A 25,137-nucleotide genomic window follows, 5' to 3' on the forward strand; every position below is an offset into this window, starting at 1 on the left:
CCAACAGCCGATCCCGAAGCTGCTACACACCGGGGTACGCAAGAGCGCTACTACGATGGGCGGTTTGCGGAATGGACCTACGGGTCAAAGGAAGCGGGCTATGAGGTCCTTCATCACCTCGTTGGCACCCGCGTAGATGCGGCTGATCCGTCCGTCGACGAACATGCGAGCAATGGGGTACTCCTCCATGTAGCCGTAGCCGCCGTGCAACTGCAGGCAACGGTCCAGAACGACGGTGAGTTGCTCGGAGCACCAGAGCTTCACCATCGCGGCATGTTTTACGTCGAGGTCACCGCGGACGTGGCGGTCGATCGCGTCCTCGACAAAGGAGCGCAGCACCTCGAGTGTCGTCGCGATCTCGGCCAGCTCAAAGCGGGTGTTCTGGAGTGCGAAGAGCGGTTTGCCGAACACGTGGCGCTCCCGGACGTAGGCCAGCGTCTGCTCGTAGGCACCCTCGACGGCGCCGAGTGCGGCGGCGCCGACGATGAGGCGCTCTTGCGGAAGCTGCTCCATCAGCTGAGCGAAGCCTCCGCCCTCCGCGGCACCGAGCAGGTTCGCGGTAGGCACCCGCAAGCCGTCGAAGAACAGTTCGGTGGTGTCCTGTCCCTTCTGACCGATCTTCTTGAGCTTGCGGCCACGCTCGAATCCCGGGGCGTCGTCGCTGACTTCGGCGACCAACAGGGACAGGCCGGCGGCCTTCTGCGACGGGTCTGTCTTGGCCGCGATGATCAGCAGATCACAGGTGGCGCCATTGGAGATGAACGTCTTGGAGCCCGAGATGACGTACTCATCACCCTCCCGAATCGCCTTGGTGCTAATGGCCTGCAGGTCCGATCCGGTACCGGGCTCGGTCATCGCAATGGCGCCGACCCACTCCCCCGTCGCGAGCTTCGGCAGCCAGCGATGCTTCTGCTCCTCGCTCGCATACGACAGCAGATAATGCGGAACGATGCCGGAGTGCACGCCCAACTGCATGGACAGCTCGCCCGCGCAGGCTTGCTCGACGAAGAGCACGGACTCGTGGGCAAAGGTCGCTCCACCACCGCCGTACTCCTCCGGAACAGACATGCACAGCAGGCCGAGCTCACCGGCACGGCGATACAGGGCCCGATCGGGTTCGCCGGCCGCAGCGAACTCCTCATAGCGTGGCGCGACTTCCTTCGTGAAGAAGTCGCGAGCGAGCGTCCGTACGGCGTCCAGCTCCGCGCGGGTCTCCTCTGTCGTGATTGTCATGAGCTTCTCACTTGTTGTAGGAGTGCTTTCGCCGCCGCGGCGTACGACAGGCCGCGATCTGGCGCGGAGACAAATCCGCCACCACTGTTGGCATCACGTCAACAAGGCGATAGCCTCGTCTGGTGAGCCGGGGAGATCGCACATGTACGGCAATCGTGCCGACCGGCCGACCCCGGCATTGATGCAGTCGAGCGTTGACCCTGGGCCAACGCTCGACTGCATCAACGAAAGGACAATCATGACGCCAGAAGAACTGAGCCACGCAGGTCTCGACTTCGCCGTCGACGGGCCGGTCGCGTCGATCACCCTGAGCAGGCCTGAGGTTCGCAACGCCCAAGTGCCGCGCATGTGGGCGGGCATGACCCGCATCCTGCGTGAGCTAGCCGACGACGTGCGCGTGGTCGTGGTGCGCGGAGCGGGCGGCACGTTCTCCGCAGGCCTCGACTTGTCGCTGCTCGACCCCACGAAGGTGGAAGAAGAGGGCAATCTCATCGCGACCCTCAGCCTCGAAGATCACGAGATCGTCGAGCGGATCGGCGGCTACCAGGAACCGTTTGCACTGCTGACCTCCTCCCGATTCATCTCCGTCGCCGTCGTCGAGGGACATGCGATCGGCGCGGGATTGCAACTGGCGCTATGTTGCGACCTGCGGATCGTGACCGCCGGAGCCCAGCTGTGCATGAAGGAGCCCGCACTCGGCCTGGTGCCAGACCTAGCTGGAACCAAACCTTTGGTCGAGGCAGTGGGGTACGCCCGAGCACTGGAGATCTGCGCGACTGCCCGAGAGGTCTCTGGAGCCGAGGCTGGCGACATCGGCTTGGCTCAGGTCGTCGTGCCGGCTGCGGAAATCGATGATGCCCTTTCCGAGATGGTCGCAGGTCTGATTGCCCATACACACGGCGCAATCTCGGAGACCAAGGAGCTACTCCGCGCAGCACCGCTGCGTACTCTTGACGAGCAGCGCCTGGCCGAGCGCCAGGCTCAGGTGCGGCGGTTTCGGGCGCTGGACCAAATTGGCCGCAGCGCCTAATCCCGGCTAGCCCGCGCCACGGATCCCGACACCGATCTTCGCTCACCATGAAGGAGATTGCGCTCTGCGCGGTGGCGTCGGTGCGCAGCCAGGACTCCACCGCCTGCTCAGCCCCTCGCCTCAGTACCGAGAATTCTGATTCGTGCGTTCGAACGGCCGCCTGCATGGCCGGCATCGCCTCGTGCTAGCCGGTCAGGTTGGGCTCGACTTAAAAACCCCTCGGTGATCGCGATCATTGGGACGCCCCAGTCGATCGCGTCAAGGGAATATATTGCCAGATGTCAATCGTTAGGTTGATACTTGACAAATATTCAGTCCATGAGGAGTGATTCGAATGTCCGTTCTGACGATCGTCGTTGGCGCGTTGGCCGCCTTACTGTTCTTCGCCGCTGCGGCGAGCAAGCTTCGAGCTGGCGAGGATTCGGAGGGCATGCGCGCCCACCTTGGCGTGCCCGACAAGGTTTGGAAGGTCATCGCGCCGTTAGAGATCGCTGGCGGGATCGGGCTCCTGATCGGCCTCGCCGTGCAGCCGCTCGGCCTGGCAGCCGCTGGTGGCCTCACCTTGCTATCCGTCGGCGCCGCAGCAAGCCACCTACGCGTGGGCGACGGCGTCAAGGGCGCTGCACCGGCACTCGCTGGCCTAGTTCTCGCGGTCGGTGCCGGCGCTCTGCTCCTCACCTGATCCACAGATCCTTCGAGCCTGACTCGAAACCAATCACTTCAAGATTCGAGGTCCGACATGGAAGTCCCGAGTTCTTACAGAAGTACGACCCTGTGGGCGCTGACCATCGCCCTTGTCGCCGGGTGGGCAATCACGGCAGTCGCGCCCGAGGCACGCATGCTGGTCATCGTCGTCGAGGTCGGGTTCGCCCTCCTGCACGGTGCATGGCGCTACGGCTGGCCCGGCATCTGGGCATTCCTGATCCCAGGCTTCGTGATCAGCAACATCATGGAGAACCTCTCCATCACGACCGGCTTCCCATTCGGCGACTATCACTACACGGGCGACGGCAAGCTTTTCCTGGTGCCATGGTTCATCGGACCTGCGTATCTAGCCACCGGCTACCTCGCCTGGGTCGTGGCGACGGTGCTCATCGGTGACGTGCGCCGCAACTCCAAGTGGCTGACGACAGTCAGCACTCCCCTTGTCGCCGCCTTCGTGATGACTGCATGGGACCTGGCCATCGATCCCAACGCCGCAACGATCAACGAGGCGTGGATCTGGGAGGACGGCGGCGGGTTCTTCGGTGTACCGCTGGGCAATTTCTTCGGATGGACATTGACCGTCTATCTGTTCATGCAGGTCTTTGCGCTGTACCTGCGCCGCTGGGGCCCGGTCTCAGCTGAGGTCTCCTCGGCCAGTGACGTACAAGCGATCCTGCCGTACGCCGCCACTGCGTTGGCCCTTGTGGGCAACTACTTCTCAGGCGACCACAAGACCGTCGCTGACCGATCCGGAACACTATGGGCGACCGCCGACATCTACGAGACGCAGGTGTTGCTCGTGACCTATGGGATGGGCTTCATCGCATTGCTGGCTCTGCTGATCGTCGCCCAGCGCCCCCGACACCCAACTCGGTCCGGCGAGGCGACTTCGAGTTCCGAGGTCGATGGCGCCCTGGCGCTCGACAATGGATCGACCACCGCTACGTGACGCCGCGTGACGAAGACCTCCGGGAGAGTAGTCGGACGCCGACCGCTCTCCCGGAGGTCTTGCAGGTTCAGGAAACGCCGAACGCCTGCAGTGCGGCGACCGACATGAGCATGATGACGAAGAGCAGGTGGAATCGTCCCAGTCGTCGACTCACCGTGCGGTACTGAGCTGCCGGATACTGACCGCCTCCGAGGCGGGCCGCAGCGGGCCAGGTTACCGTGCTGGCGAGGGTCAGAAAGACGGCGAACAGAACAACCGACAGCAAGAGCGTGTAGCCGGGGATGCCCTCGGCGGCCTGCGCGGCGAACATGCTCGTTGTCGTGGCGATCGCAAGGAAGACAGCAGCGAGGTTCGGTCGAGCGGCAACGGCGGTCATCGCGGCGTAGTAGCCCAGAAGCGTAGAGCGGTCCGCGGCGCTCATGGCGTCGGCTTCAACCGCGAACGGACCGTCGATCAACACTTCGTTCCAGAGGGTTGCCGCCAGGAAGGCTGCACCGGCCCCAGCGATGACCTCAAGGGCGTCGTCCCTTCCGGCAGTGATCGCCAGAAGGGCGACAACGGCGAGCATAAAAGACGTGCCCACCGACTGGTAGACCGTCAGTTCGCGGACCGCTCTGCTCTCAGCTCCTGAAGCGATCTCGCCTGTGCTGAGTCGCTTCGCGTTAGGCCAGGTGCGAGCGGTAGTACCCAACACCACGAGGGCCAGGCACCCTACGCAGGTCAGCCTGATCGCAGCGTCATGGTCGTTCGCAGGTGCTATAGCGGCGATGAGTACCGTAAGGCTGGCCGCCGCCAGTGTCACTCGTGCCGCCGGCGTGCTGGTCACTGAGGTGCAGTAGCCCGTCAGCAGCGCACGACGGGATACCGGCCTCTCATTGGCCCAGCGGAGCGCGGCCATTCCGATGACGACGTCCCTCCAAAAGAACCCGGCGATGAAGGCGGCGCCGGCCGCACCGATCACGGTGATCGCCAGCGCCATGGGTAGGCCTCCTTCTCCGGGAGCATCACCGTATCAACCCATATTGATGACTGACAAGTTAAAGATAGTCATGCATCAATTAGGGGTCGATCAGCTGCTACGCGGGCGCCTGCGCGCCGGAGCCGGCTTGGTCGCAGGGACCCTCAGCCCATCGGTGAGGATGTCTGCCGCTAGGGCGGCATGCCGCTCGACTTCCTCGGGCTCGAGTGGGTGGGGCCCGCCGAAGCGCTGTGCCAAGGGCACCAAGGTGAAGGGTGCGGCTGCACCGTGAGCAACAAGGAAGTTCAGCGTGCGGACCGAGATTGGCCTGATGCGGCCTTCGTCGGCCAGGTGATCAAGGAGACGCTCCAGCTGCGCGAATGCAGGAGCGACGTAGTTCTTGTAGATGTAGTCGAGCCGCTCAGTATCCAGGCCCGCTTCGATGTTCATCAGGGCGAGCAGCTCGGGGTGTTTGGCGGAGAACTCGAGGAAGCGCCGGATGGCGTGGTTGAGCTGATCGAGTGGATCGCTCAGCGTCGGATCGAATGCGGTCGTCAAGGTGAGCAGGAGCCGACTCATGGAGTGATCGACCGCCGCGCGCCAGAGGTTCTCCTTGGATCCGAACCGCTGATAGATCAGGTTGTGACTGACCCCGAGCTCGCGGTTCAACGTACGGACCGACATACCGTCGTACCCGTAGCGAGCGAAGGCCTTGAACGCTGCGTCGAGCATGTCTTCGAGCGCTACGGGCGAGTCCTCGGCGCGCGGCCGGCCGGCGCGACGAGGGGTCTGGTTTTCTGACATGGAAGAGACTTTAGCAGGCCGACAACAAATATATTGTCACGGCGTTGAAATGGCCCGTCATACCAACCGCGCGCACATGAATTCGTACTCCGCCGTCAGCCTGTCCCGTGCTTGATCGATCACGAGCTTCTCGATCTTGGGTCCGAGGGCGGGGATCTTGACGCTGGACGTGCCATCGAGGGTGAGGCGGGACCCCTGCACCTCGCTGACCAGCTCGGCCACTACTCGCACGGTCGCGGGAGTACCGGGTACGGCGATTTTGAACTCACCACGGTAGCCCCCATCGGCGCACGTCCAGCGCTCCGTCTTGGTGCCGACGGCGCCGTTGGCCAGGAGGGGCCGAAGACCGGCGGGGATGCTCGCGGCCGGGATGGGGCTCTCGGTTACGATCCGCAGCTCATCCCCATCCTCCTCATGGAGACGCACCAGCGCATCCGGTCCGTTGGTGGCCTGGGCGCTTTCGGCGACCCAGTTCGGGTCTCGGAGCAGAGCGTAGACCTGGTCCGGCGGGACCGGGAACGGCTGGACGATGGAAAGGGAGGTTGGCATTTCTGTTCCTTGCTTCTGTTCTTGTTGCCGGCAGGTACGGGTCAGCGTGTCGTTCTGGCTACTGCTCGGGAACGTCGGCGTAGAGGGCGTCGATGTCTGAGGCGTACTTCTCCGCGATGGGGCGTCGCTTGAGCTTCATGGTCGGCGTCAGCTCGTCGGTGCCGGGCTGCCAGTCGACTTCGAGGATCGTGAAACGCTTGATCTGCTCAACCCGGGCGAGCATGGCGTTCGCGCGGTCAACTCCTTCGCCGACCGCTGCTTGGATCTCGGGATGTCTGGCCAGGTCCGCCACGGTGGCGGCCGCGATGCCGTTGCGGCCAGCGAAGGCGACGGCCGCCTCGGGATCGAGCACGAGGAGGGCGACGTTGTACGGGCGTGCGTCGCCGACGCAGATGGCTTGACCGATGAGGGGGCTGGCTTCCTTCAGCTTCGCCTCGATGTTCGCCGGCGACATGTTCTTGCCCGCCGAGTTGATGATCAGTTCCTTCTTGCGATCGACGATCCGCAAGGAACCATCATCGTCCAGGATGCCGATGTCCCCGGTGTGCAACCATCCGTCGGCGTCGATGGCCTCGGCCGTCGAGTCGGGACGGTTGCGGTAGCCAGCCATGATCAGCGGGCCTCTAGCGAGGACCTCTCCGTCGTCAGCGAGGCGAAGCTCCATACCGGGCAGTACCTTGCCGACGGTTCCGAGGCGAGGCTTGTCGGGCCGTGTCATCGTGATCAGCCCGGTGGACTCGGACAGGCCGTAGATCTCCTGGAGGGAGATGCCGAGGGCATGGAAGAACTCGATGACCGGTGGGGGGCACGGGGCCGCGCCGGTGATGCCGACCACGACCTGGTCCAGGCCGACACGGGCCCTGATCGCAGCGCGGATCGGTTCCGTGGCGGCGTGCTCCGCAACCGCGGCATCGGACGCTTCCCTGCCAGCCTGGCGGTCCCTTACCGCTCGCAGGCCTACATCCAGAGCGAGGGTGGCCGCGGCACGGAGTTCATCGGGACTGGCCTCGATATTGCTGAGGATGGCTGACCGCAGCTTCTCCCACAGGCGCGGTGGCGAGAAGAACACGTTGGGCCGGACCTTCGGCAACAGTGTCGCGATGTCCGCGGGAACCGCGCAGCAGGCGATCGAGAAGCCCACGATCATCGGCATGTAGTGGCTGCAGACGCGTTCTGCGACATGGGCCATCGGAAGGTACGAGATGTTGTTGTTGTCGGGGCTGACCGGCATGACCTGCAGCACGGACCCAGCCATGGCTAGCAGGTTGCGGTGGGTCAGCTGCACACCCTTGGGTGGGCCGGTCGTCCCGGAGGTGTAGATGATCGTCGCGATGTCATCAGGCGCGGCAACCGACTGGTGCGCGAGCGGCGGGTGGTCAAGGAGATCCTCCCACAGGATGCCATCATCACCGGTCCCTCCGACCACGATGACCTGCTCGATCGGGGCACCCAGTTCACGAGCAGCCAGGATGCCCTGGAGCAGCACGGGTTCGGTCACGACGGTCGTGCAGGCTGTGTCGGTGAGCAGATGGGCTAGTTGCTCGGGTGGGTAGGTGTTGTACATCGAGAAGGGAGTAGCGCCGAGCATGAGTGCTGCGGCATCAGTGACATGAAACTCGGGCCGGTTTGTCAGCAGGATGGCGAGGGTGTCTCCATGGCCGACGCCAAGAGTGGAGAGCCCAGTCGCGACCCTCTTCGCTTGGTCGGCGTACTCCCCCCAGGACAGGGCCGTGTCGCCGTCAGCGGTGGCGAGAGCCGGCTGGTCACCGCGAGCTTCGGCGGTCTGGAGCAGCGCCTCGGTCAAGGTGTTCGCAACCAGCCCAGGAAACTCGGTGCTGGCGGTGGGTGTGCTCGTCGTGCTCATCGCAGTGCCTCCTCGGCGTGGGCGGTTACGGCGGCGCGGCCCACGGCGTGCGCCAGAATCTTCTCGGGATCCAGTCCCACTCGGTCACCCCTCCAGGCGACATGCCCGTCTGGTCTGACGAGGACAAGGCTGCGCTCGTAGACGCTGGCGCTGTGGGCGCCGGGTTCAAGTCGGAGGTGCTGGAGCGGGATGCCGACGCGAGCCGCGGCCTCGATCAGCTCGTGCGCTCCCTCGCCGCCGTGGTCGACAAGGGTGAAGCTGCGAGAGTACGCGGTGAGGATGGACGTCCCGTCGGGCAGCAGCACGTGAGGTGCACGAGCGCCCGGGAGGGTCGTAGGCGTGTAGGTGGTCGGATCGAACTCGCCCAGATCGGCTTGCTCCTGGGCCAGCACGGGCGAGTCGGTGTAGCGGTAGCCGTACTCGATCCCCGGACTGGATGCTTCGCCGCGGCGCACCGCGATGAAGTCTGCGAGATGCGCGCGATGGACGTCGGCGGCCTCTGAAGTCTCGTCGACCAGGTCGGGGTCGACCTCGCCGAGGATCTCCAGCTGGGCACCGACGTGGCGGGACGACCACTCCAATGCTCGAGCTGCCTGTGGCCGGCGTTCGGCTTCGTAGCTGTCCAGCAGCGCTTCGCCGCCCCAGCCGGAGAGAACCGCGCTGAGCTTCCACCCCAGGTCGACCGCGTCGCCGATGCCGGTGTTCATTCCGTAGCCGCCGTTGGGGATGACCTGGTGGCACGAGTCGCCGGCCAGGAAGACGCGGCCACTGCGATAGCTGTCGGCCAGGACGATGTTCGGACGCCACACCGATCGCGCGAGGATCTCGTCGACCTCGACAGGTGCACCGGTGACCTGCTGGATGAGTTCAACGGCATTGACGTCTTCGTCCGTCGTCCCGGCTGGGACGAGTGCGTGCAGCGTCCAGACCTCGTCCTCATCCTGGGCGATGAGGATCCCGCCGGAGGAGAAGTACAAATGCCAGTACTGGCCGTGGGCTTGCAGATGCGTTCGGTCGCGGGACCGAAAGTGCACCAGCGCCAGGTCCAGCAAGTCCTCGGTGCCCTCCAGCCCGATTCCTGCCGAGGAACGAACAAGGGAGCGAGCACCGTCGCATCCGACGAGGTACTCGCAGCTGATCGTCTCCTCCTCGCGGGTCTCGACGTGCTTGACCGAGACAGAAACGCGGTCGCCGTGGTCAGAGACTGCGGTGGCACGCCACGGCCGGCGGACCTGGATTCGAGACTCGGCCAAGCATCGACGCATCAGAACGTCCTCGGCCAACTCCTGAGAGACGCGCTGCCAGGGCTCGGCCGGCGTCGACCCGTCGACCGCCGCTGCGATCTGCTCCCGCACCTGGGTGACGGAGGGTTCCGGCCAACGGGCGAGCTCGCGGCCGACCAGAGAGGTGCAGAAGACCGTATCGAAGCTGTGCTCAGGCGGTACGCCGACCTCGCGCAGTTCCTCGGAAACGCCGAGCCGAGCCAGAAGCTCCATGCTGCGGGCGTTCGTCTCGTCCATCTTCGGAAAGTTCGTCGTTGTCGAGCGAGCCTCGATCACCTGCGAGGCGATCCCGTGATGCGCAAGTTCCAGTGCCAGCACCATGCCGACGGGACCAGCGCCCACGATCACGACGGGTACGGATGTTTCAGTCATGCCTTCGACAGTAGGCTGGTTAATGACATCCGTCAATATTTATGGTGATGACTGATATCTAAAAAGTTGGCACTTGACAATAAGTCCTGCCAGGTTCCACGATGGTTCACATGTCCCATAACGATGTCGGCGCGGTGGGGTCCACGACGGCCCACGAGAACCTTCACTCCGAACAAGGAGCGGTTCGCGGGGAGCTGTCGGGGCGACACGCCCAGCCGATCGCCAAGGTCGCCGATCTGGGGTGGCTGGAGTTCGAGAAGCCTGACCTCGACGCGGCGGAGCAGTTCGCCCACGACTTCGGGCTCGCCACCGTCGAACGGACCGCGGACGCCTTGTATCTGCGCGGCAGCAGGCCCGGCACGTTCGCGGCAGTGATCAGAAAAGGACCGCGGTCCCGGTTCGTCGGTCCGGTGTTCAAGTCCGCTGACGCCGGCGATCTCAACCGCCTCGCGCGGGCGACCGGTCAACAGCCGACTTCACTCAACCAGCCCGGCGGCGGAGTCGCAGTTCAGCTACGCGATCCCAATGGCATGCCGGTGCGTGTCGCCCACGGCGTCGAAGAGCTGCCAGCACTGCCTGAGCAGACACCGCTCTCGATGAACGTTGGGCTGAGCCCGACTAGGATCAACGACACTCAGCGGCCGCCCAGGGAGCCGGCTCAGGTCCAGCGGCTCGGGCACGTGGTGTTGGAGAGCCGGGTGTTCAACCGGGCTCTGGACTGGTACCTGGAAACCCTCGGCCTGATCGTGAGCGACTTCCTGTTCCTCGACGGCCATCGAGACCGCGGGCCTGCGATGGCGTTTATGCGATGCGACCGCGGGAGCGAGCCCGCTGACCACCACACCCTGGCGATGTTCCTGGGCCCGGGGAATGGGTACGTCCACTCCGCCTACCAGGTCAGCGACCTCGATGCCATGGCCGCCGGAGGTGAGTACCTCCGCGAACGAGGGCACCACCGGGCGTGGGGAATCGGTCGCCACATCCAGGGAAGCCAGCTCTTCGACTACTGGCACGATCCCGACCAGCTGATGGTCGAGCACTTCTCTGACGGCGACCTGTTCGACTCATCGGTCGAGACCGGATGGGCTCCGCTGTCACGCGCCGGGCTGGCCCAGTGGGGCCCGCCGGTGACCCGGGAGTTCCTGGGCGCCAACCCCTCACCCGCCAAGCTTCGCGAGCTCGTTGAGGCCTTGCGCGAGGACAACGAGATCAGCGTCGCCCACCTGCTCACCATGGCGAAGGCCATGCTGCGCGGCTGACCGGTCCGGTTCCGGCCGCCGACTTGCGAGACGCAGTCAAGGCCGCGCTCGAGGCCCCTCAGGGCTCTGCTCGCGCGCGTGAGCAGTCCCAATCACAATGACCAGTTGCCAAGGAGTCCAACCATGAGCATCAATCTCGTCCGATACCAGGCACCTTCGAGGGAGTTCTGGGCCGTCCTGCATGAGGGCCAGGCGCTCCCACTACCGGGTGACTACGCCACGACTGCGGACGTGCTGACCGACGGGGTCAAGGTCGCTCGCGACATCCTTATCAACGGGCAGGATGTCGAGCCGATCCGCCCCGATGCCCACCCCGTGCTGAGTCCGGTCACGCGTCCGTGCCGGGTCCTCGCGCAAGGCGCCAACTTCAAGACACACCTGCGCGAGAACGGTATGGACACCGACCGCGCATTCAACGTGCTCTTCACCAAGTCCAGTGCCTCGGTGTGCGGTCCCAATGACGACATCATCCGCCCTCCCCACGTGCGGCTGCTCGACTACGAGGTCGAGCTCGGCATCGTGCTGGGGAAGCCCATCACCGGCCCCGCCGTCATCACCGACAAGGAGCTCGGCCAGTACATCGGCGCGTTCGTGGTAGCCAACGACATCAGCGCGCGTGACGTCCAGCTCCCTGAGAACCAGTGGTACAAGGGCAAGAGCTACCGGACCTTTCTGCCGGTGGGGCCTTACCTGGCCGTACCGGACGCCGATGAGATCGCTCGATGGCCCGACCTGCGCCTGAAGCTGGAGGTCAACGGCGAAGTCCGGCAGAACGAACTGGCATCCGACATGCTGTTCGGTCCAGCCGAGACCCTCACCGAGGTCTCCCAGGTCGAGGACCTCGATGTCGGCGACCTGCTGATCACCGGAACGCCGGGCGGCGTCGCCCTCGAGCTGCCCGGTGCCCGGACACAGAGGATCGCCGGACTGCTGCCTGAGGACTTCCGTTGGCGGCTCTTCATCAAGAGCCAGCTCAACACCGGCGGATACCTCAAACCCGGCGACACCGTCACCACGTCGATCAGGACCGACGACGGCGCCATCGATCTTGGAACGCAGCACAGCCTCGTCATTGCAGGCTGACCAAAACAAGGAAGTGAAACCCATGTCCCAAGCACCAACCGGCCGTGGTCGCCCCGTACGACCGCCGACCAAGAGCGCGCTCTTGGCTCTCACTGTCGCGGTGGCGACCGTCACGCTCCCGGTCGCAGCCCAGTCCGCACAAGCTGCGGCGTGTGCACCAGAGGTGAACGTGACGACCAGCCAAGCTCTCGTGGATGCGACCCAGAGCGGCTGCGAGCAGACCATTGTCGTGGACGGTGATCTGACGAACGTGCCGTCGTTCGCTCTCGCCCCCGGCCAGAATCTGACCGCCTCGAGTAGCGGCGGGTCGATCGCCTTCGCTCCGGGCTCCGACGGCGTCCAGATCACCCAGGACAACCGCGTGTCGAACCTGAGGCTCGCGACCGACACCACCCAGCGCGCCGTCTACAACGACACGACCGTCGAGAACCTCGGCGAGGTCGCGTTGCACGACCTCCAGGCCGTCGGCCAAGTTCAGCTGCTCATCAAGGATGACGTGAGCGGCGGTGACGTCAAGGTCGACGGCCTCGACGTAGTCGCTGCCGACACGAGCGCCCAGACCGGTTTGGTCGGGACGTTCTTCGCAGCTCCGCTCGAGGCGATGCAGGGCGCGTTCACCCTCTGGAACAGCCAATCAGACCCGAGCGTCGTCGTGACTGCCGACCTTCAGGACATCTCGATCGGCCGGCCCGATTCCCCTGTGCGTGGCTCCGGAGTCTTCGTCACCGGCGCCTTCCCCCTGTTTGTGGACGCAGACAACGTGGAGACCTTCGGTGACACGTTGCACCAGCAGAGCGTGAACCCGTCCCACGGCAGCATCGAGGTCAACCGCCTCACGACCGGAGACGTGCACACTCAGGGCTCGACAACCTTCTACCGCGGCAACGCAGTCGGTGGCAGCGTCGCCGTCTTCGACGGACCCAGCGCTCCCGTCGCCCAGGGCATCAAGGTCAAGGGATCGGTCACCACGGCGGGACTGACCAACGGAGGCATCAACATCTACTCCGACCTGGACAAGCTCAAGGTGGCCGACGATATCACCTCCACCGGTCCCAACGGCTTCGGAGTGGTCACCTGGCCTCACATCGGCAGCATCGACGTCGACGGTCGTTTGGAAACCTTCGGCACCGGCAGCCGTGCCTTCAACGCCTACGCCGGGGAGGTGGCCGAGGCCGAGTTCGGGCAGATCGTCACCCACGGCGACGGCGGCGTCGGGGTCGACGTCTTCCGGCCGATCGGCAAACTCGTCGTTCACCGCGGGATCCAGACCTCCGGCGGGACCGGAACGAGCCTGGTTCTCGGCGTGCTCAAGCCCCTCCAGGCCTCGGCCATCGGCGCGGCCGAGCTCAACGGCGCCATCGACAAGGTCTACTCCGGCGGTCCGATCAGCACCAGCCATGCGGACGTCTCCACCGTCCACGTCGGTGCCGAGAACAGCATCGGGTCGCTGTGCGCGACGCGTGGCGTCCAGTCAGATCCAGCAGGGCTCCCGTTCGACGCAGAGGGCAAGCTTCGACTTTCCTGTGACTCCGCCGATTCGACCCCGTACGCCGGGTTCGCAGCGAACATGTGCGTCGCAACCGACAGGTTCGCGTACGGTGTCGCCGGTCTCTCTACGGAGCGGATCGTTCGAGTCGACGTCCACGTCGACGGAACCAAAGTCAAGACGGTGAGTGAACCGTCCATCGATCAGGTCGTCGTGACGAACCTGCCGCAGGGGCCGTTCGACTTCAACGTGACGGCAACAACCGACTCCGGTGCAGAGGTCCGGGTCGAGCGGACCTACTACGGCTGCTCGGCCTAGTCACCCATCGGCCGTTGCCACTCGTCTTCGCCTTCCCCGGGGCCCAGCCCCGGGGAAGGCGAAGACTGAGCGAAGGTTCCCGCGGGCCCGAAAGCCCTAGTCAGCGGCTCGCCCTCGTGTACAACGGCACGACTCGGCCCGCTCGCTCCGGACGTTGAACGCGGACGTCGGCGCCGACGAGTCTCCGGAGACCACCTCCCCAGTTCCTCTCATCTCCTTTCGAAAGGACCCTCCATGACCGACGCCTACATCTACGAGGCGATCCGCACCCCGCGCGGGCGGGGCAAGCAGAACGGCTCGCTGTACAGCGTCAAGCCGGTCGACCTGGTGGTCGGCCTCATCGACGAGCTGCGGGCGCGGCACCCCGGGCTGGATCCTGCCGCGATCGATGACATCGTGCTCGGTGTCGTCACACCGGTGGGCGACCAGGGCTGCGATATCGCGAAGACGGCTGCGCTCAAGGCCGGCCTGCCGCCGACGGTGGCTGGCGTGCAGCTCAACCGGTTCTGCGGATCGGGGTTGGAGGCAGTGAACACCGCGGCGCAGAAGGTCGCGTCCGGCTGGGACCAGTTGGTGATTGCGGGCGGAGTGGAGTCGATGAGCCGAGTGCCGCTTGGCGCCGACGGCGGTGCGTGGCCGCTGGACCCGCAGACCAACTACGAGACCTACTTCATCCCGCAAGGTGTCTCGGCCGACCTTATCGCCACGATCGAGGGCTTCTCCCGCGAGGACGTCGACGCGTACGCCGTCCGCTCCCAGCAGCGGGCAGCGGCAGCGATCTCGGGCGGCTACTTCGCCAAGTCGATCGTGCCGGTCCGCGACCTCAACGGCACGGTCCTGCTCGACCAGGACGAGTTCGTCCGCCCGGGCACTACCCTCGAGAGTCTGGCCAGCCTCAAACCGTCGTTTGAGCTGATCGGGGAGCTGGGTGGCTTCGACGCCGTGGCGCTGCAGAAGTACCACTGGGTCGAGCGAATCAGCCATGTCCACCACGCCGGCAACTCCTCCGGCATCGTCGACGGTGCCGGCCTGGTCATCATCGGAAGTGAGGCTGCCGGGGCAGCCGCCGGCATGATCCCGAGGGCCCGCGTCGTCGCATCCGCGGTGTCCGGCTCGGACTCCACGATCATGCTCACTGGTCCGGTGCCCGCCACCGAGAAGGTGCTCGCCACTGCAGGCATGACGGTCGACGACATCGACCTGTTCGAGCTCAACGAGGCGTTCGCCAGCGTGGTGCTCAACTACCAGAAGACGCTGCGCATCCCCGACGAGATGATCAACGTCAACGGCGGCGCGATCGCCCTGGGTCACCCGCTCGGCGCGACCGGCGCGATCATCACGGGGACCATGGTGGACGAGTTGGAACGCCGCGGCGCTCGCTACGCCCTCATCACGCTGTGCATCGGCGGCGGCATGGGTATCGCGACCATCATCGAGCGAGTCTGAGAGGCCTGCCATGACTGACAACATCAAGACCGGCAACATGTTCGGCTGGGAGATCGGTGCCGACCGCGTGCTCGTGCTCACCATGGACGACGACTCCCAGTCGACCAACACAATGACAGCCAGGTGCATCACCGACCTACAGGCGACGGTTGACCGGTTGATCGCCGAGAAGGCGTCGTACGACGGCGTCATCCTCACGTCTGGCAAGGACACCTTTTTCGCGGGCGGTGACCTCAACATGCTGATGGACGCCGGACCCGACGACGTCGAGGCGATCTGCGTCGGTTTGGACGCCTATAAAGCGTGCTTCCGAACCATCGAGACGCTTGGCAAACCCGTGGTAGCGGCGATCAATGGCACCGCGCTCGGCGGCGGCTTCGAGTTCGCGCTTGCAGCCCACCACCGGATCGCGCTGGACAAGAGGGGAAGCCTCATCGGGCTACCCGAGGTTACTTTCGGCGTGCTGCCGGGCGCGGGTGGAGTGACCCGCGTAGTCCGGATGCTCGGCATCGCCAACGCGGTGATGAACGTGGTCGGGCAAGGACAGCGGATGAAACCGGCCGAGGCGCTGGAGGTGGGCATTGTCGACGAGGTGGTCGCGACCGAGAAGGAGATGTTCGCCGCTGCCAGGCAGTGGCTCGCGGCCCACCCCGACGCCCAGCAGCCGTGGGACGCGAAGGGTTACAAGATCCCGGGCGGCACCCCGGCATCGCCAGCGTTCGCAGCCAACTTGCCGGCGTTCCCTGCCAATGTCCGCAAGGAGCTCAAAGGGGCGCCGATGCCCGCACCGATCGCGGTGCTGTCCGCCGCGGTCGAGGGCGCGCAAGTCGACATCGACACCGCGTTCGCGATCGAGTCCCGCTACTGCGCGCACCTGATCTGCGGCCAGGTTTCCACGAACATGATCAAGGCGTTGTACTTCGACCTCAACGCGATCAACAAGGGCGCGTCCCGTCCCGATGGCTTCCCGGTCCGTCGCGCGGAGCGGGTCGCGGTGCTCGGTGCTGGAATGATGGGCGCCGCGATCGCCTACGTCACTGCCCAGTCCGGCGCGACGGTCGTGCTGCGCGACGTCACGATCGAGGCCGCGGAGACGGGTAAGGGCTACTCCCGCGGCCTGCTCGACAAGGCCGTCGCCCGAGGCAAGATCACTGAGGCGAAGCGGGACGAGGTCCTCGAGCGGATCGTCGCCACCGACAACATCTCCGACGTCGCGGGTTGCGACTTCGTGGTCGAGGCGGTGTTCGAGGACCTCGCGGTCAAGCGGCAAGTGCTCGCCGAGGTCCAAAAGCTGGTGACCGCCGACGCCCTCATCGCCACCAACACCTCGGCGTTGCCACTCGCGGAGATGGCCAGCTCGGTCGACCATTCAGGCGACTTCATCGGCCTGCACTTCTTCTCCCCCGTCGACAAAATGCCGCTACTCGAGATCGTCGTCGGCGACACGACTTCCGACGAGGCCCTGGCCCGCGCGTTCGACTTCGCCCAACAGATCAAGAAGACCCCGATCGCGGTCAAGGACGTCTACGCGTTCTACGCCAACCGGGTCATCGCCCAGTTCGTCGACCAGGCGCTGGCCATGCTCGGCGAGGGCGCGCATCCGGCAAGCATCGAGCAGGCCACGACCCAGGCAGGCTTCCCGGTCGGCGCGCTCGCACTGCTCGACGAGGTCAACATGAAGACCACGCTGAAGATCCAGCAGGGCGCGAGGACAGCCGCCGAGGCCGAGGGTACGACCTACGTCGAGACCGCCGGTACTCCAGTCCAGTGGCGCATGGTCGAGGAGTTCGACCGACCCGGCCGGCTGCACGGTGAGGGTTTCTACGAGTACGGCGCCGACAACGCCCGGCTCGGGCTCTGGCCCGGTCTCTACGAGCATTTCCACCAACCTGACGCGGAGATCCCCTTCGAGGACATGAAGGAGCGACTGCTGGTGGCCCCGGCGCTCGAGGCCGCGCGGTGCTACGAGGCCGGGATCGTGCGCACCGTCGCCGACGCCAACGTCGGCTCGATCATGGGGATCGGATTCCCACCATGGACCGGCGGGGCGCTGCAGTACATCAACCAGTATGACGGAGGCCCGGCCGGCTTCGTCGCCCGCGCCGACGAACTCCGCGAGCGATACGGCGACCGGTTCCTCGTGCCCGACCCACTCAGGCAGCGGGGCATCAGCGGTCAGCACTACCAGTGACAACATCGCAGCCGTGACTGCTGGGCCGAAGGCAGGCTCCATGCGTAGCAAACCGGTGTCACGGGGTCCGCCACGATCGTTCGCGACGAACAGATCGCAGAATCGTTGCCGTCGACCTCGAGCGTGACCCGCCTGATCGTCTGAACAGCAGAAGCCTTGGCGTGCTCGTCTCCTACGCCGACCTCATCTCTGCTGGAGCACGACGGGCGAGAGCGTTGGCACCAATCGACAGCGCACCGCCGTCTCACCTGCGATCAACTCGTCGGCCGCCACAACAACCCAACCGGCCGCGGTCCCCATGGGGGCCAGCCGTGCGCACCTCATCCACATGGCATGGAATCGAAACGATGCGCGGCGTACGCAGCTGGCCGACAGCACGGAGCGAGCGCGGGCGAAGCGCCAAGCGCAGCTCGAGGGGATGCACGAGCGGATGGTCGGCGAGGTCCAGCGGTTGGTGACCGGCGATGACTGGCGCCGTGCGCTCGAGTTTGCGACCAGGTTCAGAAGCAGAAGCTTTCACAACGTCCTCCTGATCCAGCGAGCGCACGAGGACAACTACGCGCAGGGGTTGGTGCCTGCCCCCACCCCGACGTACGTCGCTGGGTTCCGCCAGTGGCAGACGCTTGGGCGGTCTGTGATGAAGGGCCAGCCCGGCACGCAGATCATGGCGCCAGTCAAAGTCAGGGTGGCCTCGATGACACCGGAGGACGCCAACTCGTGGCGGCGGCTCGCGAGCGGCGAACGGGCCAAACCTGGAGAGACGACGAGACACAAGATGGCCGGGCTGCGGCCGGCGTACGTCTGGGACATCTCGCAGACCGAGGGCGATCCTATTCCTGAGCCTCCCAAGCCGATGCTGCTCGAGGGTGCTGCTCCCGAGGGGTTGTGGGAGGCGCTGGCCGAGCACATCACCGAACGCGGCGGCACCAACGGGATCACCGACTTCATGACGCGATCAGTCTCGGTCCGGGTGGACATGGATGACGCCGCGATGGTCCGTACACTCGCGCACGAGGCCGGCCATGTCGTGCTGCACTCCCCCGTCGACATGCAGGAGGACGCTGCGCGGCACCGCGGCATCAAGGAGGTCGAGGCCGAGGGCGTTTCGATGATGATAACGGGCGCACACGGGATGGACAGCAGCCAGTACACCGTGCCGTACGTGTCGACCTGGGCCTCGCAGGTACCAGGCACCGATCCGGTGCAGGTGGTCCAAGACACCGCCGCGCGCGTCCGTTTCGCGGCGATCAGCATCCTGAACCATCTCGACACCGAGAAGGTCCCCGATGGTACGCCGCCAGGGCTGGACCGCGATGATCCCAATCGCTCGACGCCGACAGGACGCGACCAAAGCCTCCCGGCGCCCGAGACCACCTCAGTCGAACGGCCAGGTCTGTGATGGACGACCGCTCGAGCACCGGCGTCCCGATCGCTCTCCCAACCGTCCGGATCGAAGTCGACGCCGGCGGCGCACTCACGGTCACCATCGACAAGGTGCCGTACGCGGTCGCTCCCAACTTCGGCCGTGACCACGTGCGAGGACTGCTCCGAGACCTCGTTAGTGACCTCGGACCGATCCGCGCAGAGATCACCGAGTCCAACGGCGAGAAGTACATCGATATCCTGACACCTGGCGATCGCAGTTCCGCGCCCCCAGACCCGGCGCCCGACCGGCCGACGGCCCACCGAATCCGCGGTCACTTTGATGCCGGTGAGGACGTCCTGGTCGCGGTCGTGGTGGGGCGGCGAACCGCGGAGAGGGACGGCACTGTTGCCGTGCGAATGCCTCCGGCGCTTGTCCAGCGGTACGGAGACGACGTGCTTCTCATCGGGCGGGATACGAAATTATCGGCCGCTGCTGTCAACCGCGGCGAAGGCGTGAGGTCGTGAATCCCGGTCCGCGCCAGGTCGACGACGAGCTGATCAACCTCGGACTCGTCGCCGTGCTCGGCGGCGCTGTCGTCCTCGGGCTGCTCCGGCTGGCCGGGTCGATCACGGCATGGATGACAGGAGCGACCACACCTCGGCACGGACTCGATGGCGCACTCGGCGTGATCGCCACACCCTCTGATCCTGGTGCTGCTCTCGGTGCTCATGGTCTTTCGCCAATCGCCTACTGGTTCGTCGTTGCGACTCTCTTCACCCTCGTTGGGGTGATCGGTTGGTCAGGCTGGCGAGCGCTCGGCATCCTCCGAGAAGCGTCGAGGCGGGACGTACGCCGCGTCGGTGGCGTCGCGACTCGCCGCGTGGTCACGCGCGTCGCCTCCGAGGCTGCCCTCCTCAAGCGCGCTCACAACCTCCGCCCGAGCGTTCCCGAACCAGATGCCCATGACGTCGGGTACCTTCTCGGCACCGCACGAGGACGAGGCGTATGGAGCTCGGTCGAGGACTCCTCACTCGTTCTCGGCCCGCCTCGCTCCGGCAAGGGCCTGCATCTGGTCGTAAACGCGATCCTCGACGCTCCCGGGGCCGTCGTCGCCACCTCCACCCGCCCCGACAACATCACCATCACACTCGAGGCCCGCCGCAAGCGTGGACCCATCGCCATCTTCGATCCTCAACGTCTCGCCGAAGGCCTCCCGAGCGGCCTGCGCTGGTCCCCCGTACGCGGCTGCGAAGATCCCCTCACTGCGATGATCCGCGCCACCGGGCTCGCCTCCGCCACCGGACTTTCCGCCGGCGGTGTCGAGAGCGGCGGGTTCTGGGAAGGCAAGACCCGCACCGCCCTCCAGGCACTCCTGCATGCCGCGGCCCTGGACCGACGTTCCCCCGCCGAGCTCCTCTCATGGACCCTCGCTCCTTCCGCCGCAGCCGACGCCGTAGCCATTCTTGCGAGCCGCCCGGACGCCGCGACCGGGTGGGCAGAGTCGCTGGACTCGATGATCGAGTCCGACCCACGTACCCGCGACTCGATCTGGATGGGCGTCTCCCTCGCTCTCTCCGCACTCGCCGACCCACGTGTCCTCGACGCCGTTAGCCCCACAGAGGAAGAGGCGTTCGACCCCACCACGTTCCTCGAGAACAACGGCACCCTCTATCTGCTCGCCACAGGAGCCGGCGCCGGTGCCTCCTGGCCACTGGTCGCCGCACTCATCGAAGACCTCGTCGAGACCGCACGCCACCTGGCCGCCCGCTCTCATGGCGCCCGCCTAGACCCACCTCTGCTGCTGGCGCTCGATGAGATCGGCAACCTCGCCCCGCTGCCCTCACTACCCACCTTGATGGCCGAAGGCGGCGGGACCGGGATCACCACAATGCCTATCCTTCAGTCCCTCTCCCAGGCGCGCGACAGATGGGGCGACCACTCCGCCAACACCATCTGGGACGCCGCCATCGTCAAAGTCATCCTCGGCGGCACCGCCGCTGCCCGTGACCTCCAAGACCTCTCCACCCTCATCGGCGAACGCGACGAGCACACCGACACCATCACCATCGGCGACCACGGTTCCCGCGGACTCCAACGCTCCACCCGCCGCGTACCCATCCTCCCGCCCGACACCATCCGCACCCTCCCCTTTGGCACCGGCCTCGTCCTGCTCCGATCCACACCACCAATCGTCACCGACCTCCGCCGTTGGACCGACCGCGCCGACGGCCACGAGCTCTCCCGGCTCCGTGCCGAAACCGAGCTGCTGTTGGGACACCCTTTGACACCGTCATGACCGCGCAGTTTTCGAGCCGCGACTCCGCCCCCACCGGAACGGCGGCTTCTCAGCGTCAACCGGCCGTACATGGGCTGGGTTCATCCAATGCTGGTAGACCCACCAGTCCTCCGGGTTCGTCGGCGGCGGCTCACTTGCCGAGATCACCAGACATTGCCACTTCGACTCCCTCCGGGTGCCCAGCTGAGACTCGGGCGTGCGCCTCCATGCCAACAGCAGCCCCGGCTGGCTGTGGATCCCGAACCGACTCGATGAATCCACCCAGACCAGAAACGGTGGCGTACGCCGCAAGTCGACCTCCATCAGCTAACGAGAATCGACCCTCAATCAGATGGTATATCGAACACTTGAGCGATCCAGATTCAGGATAAAGCCCTCCCGTCGCAGCGGGCGGACGACGGTCGCAAGACACGCTTGACCATGTGAGCAGGCATACGGCGAACACATGTTCGGACGCCGGAATGCTCGGGCCGCAGCCAGATGGATGCGGTTCGCCGAACGATGGACTGACCATCATCCACATCGTCGACGTGTATCAGGTCGCACGGACCGGAACAAAGGCGGTGATCACCCTCCATGGCAGTCACCAGGCCGCGACGCTTGGTTCTGGCGGGACAGGGTCGAGGCTGGCTCCACTCTCGCTGTCGCGTTCTCGTCGGGGTACGGCCCGCACTCGCACAGTAACGGTGTCATCTTCGTCTCCAACCAGACAACCGGATCCGGGTGCACGACCGTCTGAGTTCGAAGGTTCTTGCTCGCGTCCAGCGCCATCACATCCGCTCTGAAACAGGGCAAGCTCGACTGGCCAGTGAAAGCCAGCAAGCGACCGCCACTTCTGACACACCTTCATGACCGGGCTCTACCTGATCGCCGCCCCCGCGGTGAGGAATCCATCGCGCACCTGACTTCCGAGAACGACGCCGAGCAAGCGGTGTCGTGCGATCGGAAGGTACGTCATGTCGATCCCCACTCAGCTCAGCCTGCACGGCTACATCGCGACTACGCCGGAGCTGTCCAAGACTCGTGACGGCAGCCCGCGATTCCACGCCCGCATCGGCGTCGAGCAATTTCGCAAAGAGCTCGACGGATCCTTCACCAAGCTCGATCCCGTCCACTGCGACCTTGTCGCCTACGACACCACCGCCGAGCGCGCATTCGAACGGTTCAGGGTCGGAGACTCATTCGTCGCCGCCGGCTACATCAACGACTACGAGGTCGACCGCGAGGGCCAGAAGGTCCCACGGCAGGAGTTCGTGGCTCGCCGAATCGGCCATGACCTCGCCCGCACCCGCTACGAAGTCCAACGCCGCGCGGCTGTTGTACCTGACCCGACACCAGCCGCAGCGTCCGAGGCGATCGACCGCGCGGTCGGCTTCTGAGGCCGACGATGGCCCCGACGTACGAAGGCGGCGCCACCAGCGAGATCCTCAGACCGATCAACTGGAACCTCCTCACCGCCGAGGAGGCCGAGAGCGAGTGGCTTGATCTGAACGCCTGGGTCGACTGGCTCAGGTACGCCTACGGCCTCCAACCCGCCATCGTCCCGCCCCTGTGGCATCGGCACGACGAGCTCGTCTGGGAACTCTCTGCACTCCACACGGCCTGGCTCAACGCGTACGACCCCGACGCACCCCCTGGCGCGCCGCTCGCCTGGCATCGCGAGTTCGCAGAAGCCCGACACCGGCTACGTGACTGGGTGGCCACCTGCGGCACTCGGGCCGACCGCGACCGGCCCACCAGGCAAGCCGCCTGGCCTGGGGAAGGCGTCTTAGCGACACCGGTCGAGCAGCCCATCCACGACCGTGAAGCCGACTTCGAGCGGTTCATGCACGAGGACCTGGCGAGGCGCCAGCAGCTTGAGAAGGAAGCGCGCAGCGTCGCCGACGAGCTGGCTCAGAACCTCGTCGACCGCCTGGGGGAACCCGTCGAACGATCCCAGTGGCGCCTCGGGAGTCAGTAGCGCACTGCCACGGCAGACCATGCGTGCTCAAACGCACGCTCTCCACAGATCACCGGTTTCCGCTCGACCACCACGCTCCGAGGTCGTGACCGTGCACCTGAAGAGCACACCTCCGCACTCAGAAGGAGACTGCAATGCAGCTCGCGCACGCCATCACACTCGCCGAGGCCCGTTCCTATCTCGCGGCGCTCGCCGACACCGCGCGGACGGTCGAAGGGTCCATCGCCTTCGAACATGTACTCCTCCAGCTCGACCTCGTCCACGGCGACCAAGCCCCCGCGTACGAGGAACTCCCCCACTCCCTCACCGCTGATCTGCTCTACCGACTCGCCGCCAAAGCCATTCAGGACCTCGTACGCCACGGTGTCGATGCCCTCCAGGTCGAACTCGTCCTCGCCGCTCTGCTCGACGCCCGCGACACAGATACCCGAATGAACGGTCACCTTGGGCGGCAGTGATGTACGGAGAGAGCATCGGCGTACTGCGCATCGAGCTCGCACATCTTCTTGGTCAGTATCACGTCAGCCACCGGATCGACCGCGACCTCGCGCGCGCGTACTCCGGTCCAGGCGTGGTGGATACCCGAGGAGAGGTCGTCGCGCTGATCCGCAGCTTTCGGCACAGTGTGCTCACGTGGTGTTACCAGGCCATGGTCCATGGCGACCCCAATCCCAAGGCTGAACACAGCGCCAACCTCCTCGAACCGCCCGATCGACTCCGGCAGTCGCTCGGCCGAGTTGTAGCCAAGAACCCCGCGCCGCTGCCGAGGCTGGAGCAACTGACCACACACCAACCTGTCGCTGTACTCGAGTCGTGGCGACAAGCCGCCAAGACAACCGCCATCGCCGAGCACGACCTCGCCCATGGGACCGGCGACGGCCGTCTCAGCCACCGCGAGTGGCTCACCCTTGTCGGGGACGTCGCCGACATCACCAGGGCGCTGCTCATCCTCGACAAGCGCTACCGGCATGTCTCCGAATGGGAGACCCTCCGGGGACTCCGCTTGCTCGACGGTTACCTCGACGATTGCGTCGTCCATGTCTGCGAGCGCTCCGGCAAGCTCGACTCCAACCTCGACTGGCGCGGCTGGCAGCCGCTGGACCCGGAGGTCTCACCCAACGCCGAACCCATCGTCCACGTGATCGCCGCTGAACGCCGCCTTCTGAACTCGCTCGGCTCGGTCCCGTCCATGGCCAACCTGCGCCATCTCATGACGTCCCAACGCGAGGTCTCCCACCTCGCCGCGCTCCGAACGGGTGACCACGATCGCGAACTGGCCAACCGGTTTCACCGTCGCGAACACGCGTACGGATCCCTCCTCCGCGCTTCTCGGACAGCCGCCGGCCTTCTCGGGACCGGTGCGGAAGCCACCCGTCACAGCGCCGACGCCGTCGACCGCCTGGTAAGCATCTCGGCGGTCTCTCCCATCCCCCTCGGTTCCCTGCACGAACTCGACACGCTCTTTCGCCAGGTTGACAACGCCCTCTGCGCAGCGATCGAAGAAGGCTTTAGCGCCCGCCTCTACTTCGTACGCCGCGCCCTGCCGCGCATCGATCCGACCGACGGCCACCTCACCCACCAAGCTCGCGAGCTCTTCGACCCGCTCCAATGCAAGGGCCATACTCCACTCATCACCATCGCGCGACGCTACCTCCGCACCAATCCAGTACGCACGGCCGCGCCAAGTATCACCGCAATGACCCGAGCCGACTTCCATGCCGCAATAAATCAGCGCCGGTCACGCGGCAGCGCAATCTCGCTCTGACCTTGGCACGCGAGGCAGCGTTGGACACTCGACGCTCTCGCGCCGGCGTTGTTCACAGGAGCCCGAGCGATCGAGCCCGTGTCCCTGCGGATCTTCTGACCATGCGTGCATGCCCACGCGTCACTTCGGCTCCCCTCTGTTGTCAACCAGTGCTCGCGAGGGGTCCGGCCGCCGGGCTCTTCGGGGTGGAGGGTGGTGCGGCGTAGCGTCGGGTCTGCGG

The 25,137-nt window shown here is 65.6% G+C and carries 21 protein-coding genes; 15 read left to right on the forward strand and 6 right to left on the reverse strand.

Going from position 1 to position 25,137, the window contains the following annotated elements; translation table 11 throughout:
• Positions 1-84: 84 nt before the first annotated feature.
• Positions 85-1,233 (reverse strand): acyl-CoA dehydrogenase family protein, encoded by a 1,149-nt coding sequence (locus tag ABTX24_RS26245; RefSeq protein WP_350843816.1) that lies wholly within the window; start codon positions 1,231-1,233, stop codon positions 85-87.
• 142 nt (positions 1,234-1,375) lie between these two features.
• Between ABTX24_RS26245 and ABTX24_RS26250 the strand changes: the two genes are divergently transcribed.
• The 3 genes from ABTX24_RS26250 to ABTX24_RS26260 all read left to right on the forward strand — a co-directional run bounded on the left by ABTX24_RS26250 (position 1,376) and on the right by ABTX24_RS26260 (position 3,917).
• Entirely contained in the window at positions 1,376-2,263 is an 888-nt protein-coding gene (locus ABTX24_RS26250) for an enoyl-CoA hydratase/isomerase family protein (RefSeq protein WP_350843818.1), read from the forward strand.
• Between the two features lie 334 nt (positions 2,264-2,597).
• On the forward strand, positions 2,598-2,945 hold the full coding sequence (locus tag ABTX24_RS26255) for a DoxX family protein (protein WP_350843820.1): 348 nt from the start codon (positions 2,598-2,600) through the stop codon (positions 2,943-2,945).
• A 156-nt stretch (positions 2,946-3,101) separates the two neighbouring features.
• Positions 3,102-3,917 carry a carotenoid biosynthesis protein gene (locus tag ABTX24_RS26260; protein ID WP_350843822.1) on the forward strand — a complete coding sequence of 272 codons (816 nt, stop codon included), beginning with the start codon at positions 3,102-3,104 and terminating at the stop codon, positions 3,915-3,917.
• A 67-nt stretch (positions 3,918-3,984) separates the two neighbouring features.
• On the opposite strand, the gene ABTX24_RS26265 is transcribed toward ABTX24_RS26260, so the two are convergent.
• From ABTX24_RS26265 to ABTX24_RS26285, 5 genes are all read right to left on the reverse strand, one after another.
• Positions 3,985-4,896 (reverse strand): hypothetical protein, encoded by a 912-nt coding sequence (locus ABTX24_RS26265; RefSeq protein ID WP_350843824.1) that lies wholly within the window; start codon positions 4,894-4,896, stop codon positions 3,985-3,987.
• 90 nt (positions 4,897-4,986) lie between these two features.
• Positions 4,987-5,679, reverse strand: a complete 693-nt coding sequence (locus tag ABTX24_RS26270; RefSeq protein ID WP_350843826.1) for a TetR/AcrR family transcriptional regulator — start codon at positions 5,677-5,679, stop codon at positions 4,987-4,989.
• Between the two features lie 57 nt (positions 5,680-5,736).
• A complete protein-coding gene (locus ABTX24_RS26275; RefSeq protein WP_350843828.1) occupies positions 5,737-6,228 on the reverse strand; it encodes a DUF2505 domain-containing protein in 492 nt (163 codons plus the stop codon).
• 58 nt (positions 6,229-6,286) lie between these two features.
• Complete coding sequence (locus ABTX24_RS26280; RefSeq protein WP_350843830.1) at positions 6,287-8,032, reverse strand: AMP-dependent synthetase/ligase; 1,746 nt, start codon at positions 8,030-8,032, stop codon at positions 6,287-6,289.
• Between the two features lie 56 nt (positions 8,033-8,088).
• Complete coding sequence (locus ABTX24_RS26285; protein WP_350843832.1) at positions 8,089-9,747, reverse strand: FAD-dependent monooxygenase; 1,659 nt, start codon at positions 9,745-9,747, stop codon at positions 8,089-8,091.
• 110 nt (positions 9,748-9,857) lie between these two features.
• Between ABTX24_RS26285 and ABTX24_RS26290 the strand changes: the two genes are divergently transcribed.
• From ABTX24_RS26290 to ABTX24_RS26345, 12 genes are all read left to right on the forward strand, one after another.
• Positions 9,858-11,006, forward strand: coding sequence for a VOC family protein (locus ABTX24_RS26290; RefSeq protein ID WP_350843834.1), 1,149 nt, complete (start codon positions 9,858-9,860; stop codon positions 11,004-11,006).
• A gap of 231 nt (positions 11,007-11,237) precedes the next feature.
• On the forward strand, positions 11,238-12,089 hold the full coding sequence (locus ABTX24_RS26295; RefSeq protein WP_350843836.1) for a fumarylacetoacetate hydrolase family protein: 852 nt from the start codon (positions 11,238-11,240) through the stop codon (positions 12,087-12,089).
• Between the two features lie 22 nt (positions 12,090-12,111).
• Positions 12,112-13,893 carry a hypothetical protein gene (locus ABTX24_RS26300; protein WP_350843838.1) on the forward strand — a complete coding sequence of 594 codons (1,782 nt, stop codon included), beginning with the start codon at positions 12,112-12,114 and terminating at the stop codon, positions 13,891-13,893.
• A gap of 234 nt (positions 13,894-14,127) precedes the next feature.
• Positions 14,128-15,339, forward strand: a complete 1,212-nt coding sequence (locus tag ABTX24_RS26305; RefSeq protein WP_350843840.1) for an acetyl-CoA C-acetyltransferase — start codon at positions 14,128-14,130, stop codon at positions 15,337-15,339.
• Between the two features lie 10 nt (positions 15,340-15,349).
• Entirely contained in the window at positions 15,350-17,530 is a 2,181-nt protein-coding gene (locus tag ABTX24_RS26310) for a 3-hydroxyacyl-CoA dehydrogenase NAD-binding domain-containing protein (protein ID WP_350843842.1), read from the forward strand.
• A 418-nt stretch (positions 17,531-17,948) separates the two neighbouring features.
• The gene (locus ABTX24_RS26315; protein WP_350843843.1) at positions 17,949-18,929 is read left to right on the forward strand and encodes an ArdC-like ssDNA-binding domain-containing protein; all 981 of its coding nucleotides are present in this window, start codon (positions 17,949-17,951) and stop codon (positions 18,927-18,929) included.
• Complete coding sequence (locus tag ABTX24_RS26320) at positions 18,929-19,420, forward strand: hypothetical protein (RefSeq protein WP_350843845.1); 492 nt, start codon at positions 18,929-18,931, stop codon at positions 19,418-19,420. Before ABTX24_RS26315 ends, ABTX24_RS26320 begins: the two co-directional genes overlap by 1 nt.
• Complete coding sequence (locus tag ABTX24_RS26325) at positions 19,417-21,192, forward strand: type IV secretory system conjugative DNA transfer family protein (protein WP_350843847.1); 1,776 nt, start codon at positions 19,417-19,419, stop codon at positions 21,190-21,192. The genes ABTX24_RS26320 and ABTX24_RS26325 overlap by 4 nt, the downstream gene beginning before the upstream one ends.
• A 956-nt stretch (positions 21,193-22,148) precedes the next feature.
• A complete protein-coding gene (locus ABTX24_RS26330; RefSeq protein WP_350843849.1) occupies positions 22,149-22,571 on the forward strand; it encodes a single-stranded DNA-binding protein in 423 nt (140 codons plus the stop codon).
• A gap of 8 nt (positions 22,572-22,579) precedes the next feature.
• A complete protein-coding gene (locus ABTX24_RS26335; protein WP_350843851.1) occupies positions 22,580-23,152 on the forward strand; it encodes a hypothetical protein in 573 nt (190 codons plus the stop codon).
• A gap of 134 nt (positions 23,153-23,286) precedes the next feature.
• Positions 23,287-23,610, forward strand: a complete 324-nt coding sequence (locus ABTX24_RS26340) for a hypothetical protein (RefSeq protein WP_350843853.1) — start codon at positions 23,287-23,289, stop codon at positions 23,608-23,610.
• The gene (locus ABTX24_RS26345) at positions 23,610-24,917 is read left to right on the forward strand and encodes a hypothetical protein (protein WP_350843855.1); all 1,308 of its coding nucleotides are present in this window, start codon (positions 23,610-23,612) and stop codon (positions 24,915-24,917) included. Before ABTX24_RS26340 ends, ABTX24_RS26345 begins: the two co-directional genes overlap by 1 nt.
• Positions 24,918-25,137 lie beyond the last annotated feature (220 nt).

This window comes from Nocardioides sp. NPDC127514 (assembly GCF_040302125.1).
Taxonomy (GTDB): Bacteria; Actinomycetota; Actinomycetes; order Propionibacteriales; family Nocardioidaceae; genus Nocardioides.

What these genes read in the sequence shown, in the direction of transcription:
- ABTX24_RS26245 (WP_350843816.1), bottom strand. Translation starts at nt 1,233, where the DNA reads ATGACAATCACGACAGAGGAGACCCGCGCGGAGCTGGACGCCGTACGG.
- ABTX24_RS26250 (WP_350843818.1), top strand. Translation starts at nt 1,376, where the DNA reads ATGTACGGCAATCGTGCCGACCGGCCGACCCCGGCATTGATGCAGTCG.
- ABTX24_RS26255 (WP_350843820.1), top strand. Translation starts at nt 2,598, where the DNA reads ATGTCCGTTCTGACGATCGTCGTTGGCGCGTTGGCCGCCTTACTGTTC.
- ABTX24_RS26260 (WP_350843822.1), top strand. Translation starts at nt 3,102, where the DNA reads ATGCTGGTCATCGTCGTCGAGGTCGGGTTCGCCCTCCTGCACGGTGCA.
- ABTX24_RS26265 (WP_350843824.1), bottom strand. Translation starts at nt 4,896, where the DNA reads ATGGCGCTGGCGATCACCGTGATCGGTGCGGCCGGCGCCGCCTTCATC.
- ABTX24_RS26270 (WP_350843826.1), bottom strand. Translation starts at nt 5,679, where the DNA reads ATGTCAGAAAACCAGACCCCTCGTCGCGCCGGCCGGCCGCGCGCCGAG.
- ABTX24_RS26275 (WP_350843828.1), bottom strand. Translation starts at nt 6,228, where the DNA reads ATGCCAACCTCCCTTTCCATCGTCCAGCCGTTCCCGGTCCCGCCGGAC.
- ABTX24_RS26285 (WP_350843832.1), bottom strand. Translation starts at nt 9,747, where the DNA reads ATGACTGAAACATCCGTACCCGTCGTGATCGTGGGCGCTGGTCCCGTC.
- ABTX24_RS26290 (WP_350843834.1), top strand. Translation starts at nt 9,858, where the DNA reads ATGTCCCATAACGATGTCGGCGCGGTGGGGTCCACGACGGCCCACGAG.
- ABTX24_RS26300 (WP_350843838.1), top strand. Translation starts at nt 12,112, where the DNA reads ATGTCCCAAGCACCAACCGGCCGTGGTCGCCCCGTACGACCGCCGACC.
- ABTX24_RS26305 (WP_350843840.1), top strand. Translation starts at nt 14,128, where the DNA reads ATGACCGACGCCTACATCTACGAGGCGATCCGCACCCCGCGCGGGCGG.
- ABTX24_RS26310 (WP_350843842.1), top strand. Translation starts at nt 15,350, where the DNA reads ATGACTGACAACATCAAGACCGGCAACATGTTCGGCTGGGAGATCGGT.
- ABTX24_RS26315 (WP_350843843.1), top strand. Translation starts at nt 17,949, where the DNA reads ATGCACGAGCGGATGGTCGGCGAGGTCCAGCGGTTGGTGACCGGCGAT.
- ABTX24_RS26320 (WP_350843845.1), top strand. Translation starts at nt 18,929, where the DNA reads ATGGACGACCGCTCGAGCACCGGCGTCCCGATCGCTCTCCCAACCGTC.
- ABTX24_RS26330 (WP_350843849.1), top strand. Translation starts at nt 22,149, where the DNA reads ATGTCGATCCCCACTCAGCTCAGCCTGCACGGCTACATCGCGACTACG.
- ABTX24_RS26335 (WP_350843851.1), top strand. Translation starts at nt 22,580, where the DNA reads ATGGCCCCGACGTACGAAGGCGGCGCCACCAGCGAGATCCTCAGACCG.
- ABTX24_RS26340 (WP_350843853.1), top strand. Translation starts at nt 23,287, where the DNA reads ATGCAGCTCGCGCACGCCATCACACTCGCCGAGGCCCGTTCCTATCTC.
- ABTX24_RS26345 (WP_350843855.1), top strand. Translation starts at nt 23,610, where the DNA reads ATGTACGGAGAGAGCATCGGCGTACTGCGCATCGAGCTCGCACATCTT.